This window comes from bacterium, assembly GCA_023135785.1.
Lineage (GTDB): Bacteria > CAIJMQ01 > CAIJMQ01 > CAIJMQ01 > CAIJMQ01 > CAZNJA01.
In genome coordinates, this window is record JAGLSL010000076.1 from 1 (window position 1) to 3,496 (window position 3,496).

The 3,496-nt window shown below is 38.8% G+C and carries 5 protein-coding genes; all 5 read right to left on the bottom strand.

The genetic code is table 11. The annotated features are described in order from the left end of the window. The coding region (locus KAS42_05765; protein MCK4905723.1) for a hypothetical protein at positions 1 to 653 on the bottom strand (653 nt) is incomplete at its 3' end. Then, on the bottom strand, positions 650 to 1,771 hold the full coding sequence (locus KAS42_05770; protein MCK4905724.1) for a HEAT repeat domain-containing protein: 1,122 nt from the start codon (positions 1,769 to 1,771) through the stop codon (positions 650 to 652). The genes KAS42_05765 and KAS42_05770, both read right to left, overlap by 4 nt. A gap of 210 nt (positions 1,772 to 1,981) precedes the next feature. Further along, a complete protein-coding gene (gene trxB / locus KAS42_05775; GenBank protein MCK4905725.1) occupies positions 1,982 to 2,914 on the bottom strand; it encodes a thioredoxin-disulfide reductase in 933 nt (310 codons plus the stop codon). Between the two features lie 23 nt (positions 2,915 to 2,937). Next, positions 2,938 to 3,276, bottom strand: coding sequence for a thioredoxin (trxA, locus tag KAS42_05780; protein ID MCK4905726.1), 339 nt, complete (start codon positions 3,274 to 3,276; stop codon positions 2,938 to 2,940). A gap of 58 nt (positions 3,277 to 3,334) precedes the next feature. Next, positions 3,335 to 3,496 (bottom strand): cytochrome C biogenesis protein (locus tag KAS42_05785; GenBank protein ID MCK4905727.1); only part of this gene is annotated, 162 nt, incomplete at its 5' end.

Genomic DNA, 3,496 nt, shown 5'->3' on the forward strand with positions numbered 1-3,496 from the left:
TCGTCAGAAAGTTCGATTGAACCTTTCTTTATAAGAGGGTAAAGCTCCCAATCCGTGCCGTTAAACTTAGCGGTTCCACCCAGGGAAAATCCTACCCAGAGATTGCCGTCTTCATCAAAATCCATACAGGAGATTTCGCTTTTGGGCAAGGTATCAGGCAGAGATAATATTGTCCATTTCCCTGCAGAGAGTTTGGCTAAACTCAAGCCGACGGCACAGTAGAGATTGTTATCTTTATCAAGAGATATGGCATAGACGCTATTACTTGGCAGACCATTTAAAGTGTTGAAGTTCTTCCACTTACCTTTGTCGTAGCAAAAAAGTCCTTGTCTTAGACTGCCAATCCAAACGCGCCCTAAGTCGTCGCAAACAATACTGTAGCAGTAAGGAATGTCGAATGTTTTGATTGTTTTCTCGTCTATCATGCTTACTCCCAATTCTTCTCCTGCTACCCACAAATTGTTATCTTTATCCCAGGCTATGGCTGTGATAAATCTGCCTGTTTCGGAGAAACTACGCCAAGTTGGTTTTGAGAAGGTATCTGCATGGAGAATTGTGATAGAGAGCAGAAGACAGAGGACACTTGCCCGCCAAAGATTGGCAAGCGGGGATGACAGAAAAAAATAATAGATATAATTTCTTCTTGTTTTCATTTTTGAGTGGAGAATTTCTCTTTGTTTTCTTCTAACCACTGTTCTTGTTCCAACAGTTTCTGACTGGATCGTTCTAATAATTTTTGTTGTTCCAATAACTCTTGCGCAGAAAATCTATCTTTGTTTTGTTCCAATAACTGCCGTTCTCTCAACAACTTTGTTTGCTCTTTCAACAACTTTTGCTTTTGTTGTTCAAACTGTCGTTGTACCAACTTTTGCATTAGCCATTGATTTTGTTCCAACAACTCTTGCTTTTGCCATTCACCAAAATCTTCTCCTGCTATTATTTTTAAAGCTTCTATTACTTTCAATTGTACATAGAAATCTTCATCTTTTAAGCTCGCAAGTAACTCCACTATGCGTTGTTTGTCACCCATATTCTCCAACGCTTCTACTGCTCTATATCTAACACGCCTGTCCTCATCCTTTAATGTAATGACAAGCGGCTTTATGGCACTGTTGTCTCCTATCTCGCCTAATGCCTTTACTACTCTCCAGCGAATATCCCAGTCCTTATCCTTCAATAGGGCAACAAGCGATTTTACTGCTTGGCTGTCTCCTATCTTACCTAATATCTTTATAGCTCTTGCCCGGGCATAGTTGTTATTTCTATCCTTCAATACGGCAATAAGCGGTTTTACTGCGGGCTTGCCTATTTTTACTAATGTTTCTTCTATTAGAAGCATATCTTCTGAGTGAACATAGTTCACGTCTGTATAAATATAGTCCACTACTCCTCTAATATCCATATCTTCATCCTTCAGTACAGAAATAAGCAGCGTTATTGATTGGCTATCTCCTGTCTTCCCTAATGCCTCTATTTCTCGCTGTCGGATACGCTTATCCTTCATGGCAATTGGTTGTATTGAACTGTTGTCTTCAAACTCGCTTGATGTCTTCGCTGCTTTTTCTCGGAGGGTCTTATATCCACTCTTTGATGTGGGTCTTATTGCAGCGTCCCCAAACTCGCTTAAGTTTTTTGTTTGTTCTTTTTGCGTTCCTTCGGCTTCCGATTTATTCGCCTTATTTGCGCGGAAGAACGGGACTAAAACTATAGCGCCTATGCACAGTCCCAGAACCAAAACCCAAAAAGTTAAACTTCTTTTTGTATTTCCCATTCTCTCAAATCTGTTTTTACCATAAACTATCGACCAATTACTTTTTTCTTCCCCAGCTCTTCCTTTTTCAATCTTTTTTTATTTCTTATGGAACCCCACGGGTTAAAACCCGTGGTACCTTTATAACCCCACGCTGTTTTGCTTCGCAAAACAAAACGCGGGGGTAATTTTCTACGCATTCACCCACAGACTAAAGTCCGTGGAACTCTGCTAGAAAATTAGATAATCGCTAACTGATACAGCAGCGATAGTAGCCTCGCCGCAAGCGACATCTATTTGGCGAACTTCTTTTGAACGGATATCTCCCACCGCATATATGCCGGGAATTGATGTCTGCATTTTGTCATTGGTCTTAATATACCCTGCATTATCCAATTCAACAATACCTTGCAAAAACTTGGAATTTGGTAAAAATCCTACATACATGAATACGCCCGAAACTGGAACCGTTTTTTCTTCGTTAGTCCGGCGATTTTTTACTGTAACGGAATCCACTACTTTATTGCCGTTTATAGACATAAGCTCATGATTGAGCAAAAACGTTGCTTTTTTGTTTTGCTGGAGCCGCTCCTGTAATATTTTTGCAGCCATCATATCAGGCATAAATTCTATAAACGTTACGCTTTTGACAAATTTTAGCAATGCTTCTCCTTCCTGTAATCCGGAATTTCCACAGCCTACAATAGCAATGTCTTTATCTTTAAAAAACGGACCGTCACATGTTGCGCAATATGAGACACCTCTTCCTATAAATTCTTTTTCACCGGGTATTCCCAACATTTTTGGAACACTGCCAGAAGCAATTATCAATGTATGAGAACTATATTCTTCTTTTTGTGTTTGAACCGTTATTTTTCCGTTTTCCTGCTTTATACTTTTAATTTCTTTAAGTTCTACAATTTCTGTCCCAAAAACTTCGGCTTGTTTTTTGAACTTAAGCATTAATTCCGTTCCTTTGATGCCTTCAGAAAAGCCGGGATAATTTTCGATAAAATCGGCGGTCGCTACAAGACCTCCACACACTGATTTTTCCAAGACAAGTGTCTTGAGTCTATCTCTTGAGGTATATATTCCCGCGGTCAAGCCTGCAGGCCCGCCGCCTATTATTATTACGTCATAGATAATCTTAAGTTCAGAAATCATAAGTAAAACTCCCCTGTTTTCTGTTATTTATTTGCTATTAATTTCTCTATTTTAGTTTTAATATCGGTTTCAAAATCCGGTGTCATGCCAACAATTTGGTCCACTACTTTGCCCTCTTTAAAAAAGTTAAGAGTGGGTATGCTCATAACTGAATATTGGGCGGATGTTTGTTTCCCATCATCTACATTCAACTTGCATACTTTGACTTTCCCCTCATATTCACCTGCTATTTTATCTATGATAGGACCAGCAGTTTGACAGGCTCCGCACCATACAGCCCAAAAATCTACTAATACTGGAATAGTTGCTTTAACAACCTCTGACTCAAAATTTTCATCATTTACGTCAACCGCTTTTCCCATTTCATCCTCCTTTTTTGAATCTCCCCTACTCTGAGGGATAATCAAAACTATGTTTCGATTAGAATTTCCTTGGCCAACCCGTAATAATAAGTAATCCTATTATCACAAGCAACACTCCACTTAATATAGAAATTATTTTGAAATGCTTTTTTATTTTATCAAATATATTAAAAAATGTATTTATAGCCAAACCCGTTAAAACAAACGGAATACCTAAACC

Coding starts and splice junctions, on each gene's coding strand:
- trxB (MCK4905725.1), bottom strand. CDS start 2,914: ATGATTTCTGAACTTAAGATTATCTATGACGTAATAATAATAGGCGGC.
- trxA (MCK4905726.1), bottom strand. CDS start 3,276: ATGGGAAAAGCGGTTGACGTAAATGATGAAAATTTTGAGTCAGAGGTT.
- KAS42_05770 (MCK4905724.1), bottom strand. CDS start 1,771: ATGGGAAATACAAAAAGAAGTTTAACTTTTTGGGTTTTGGTTCTGGGA.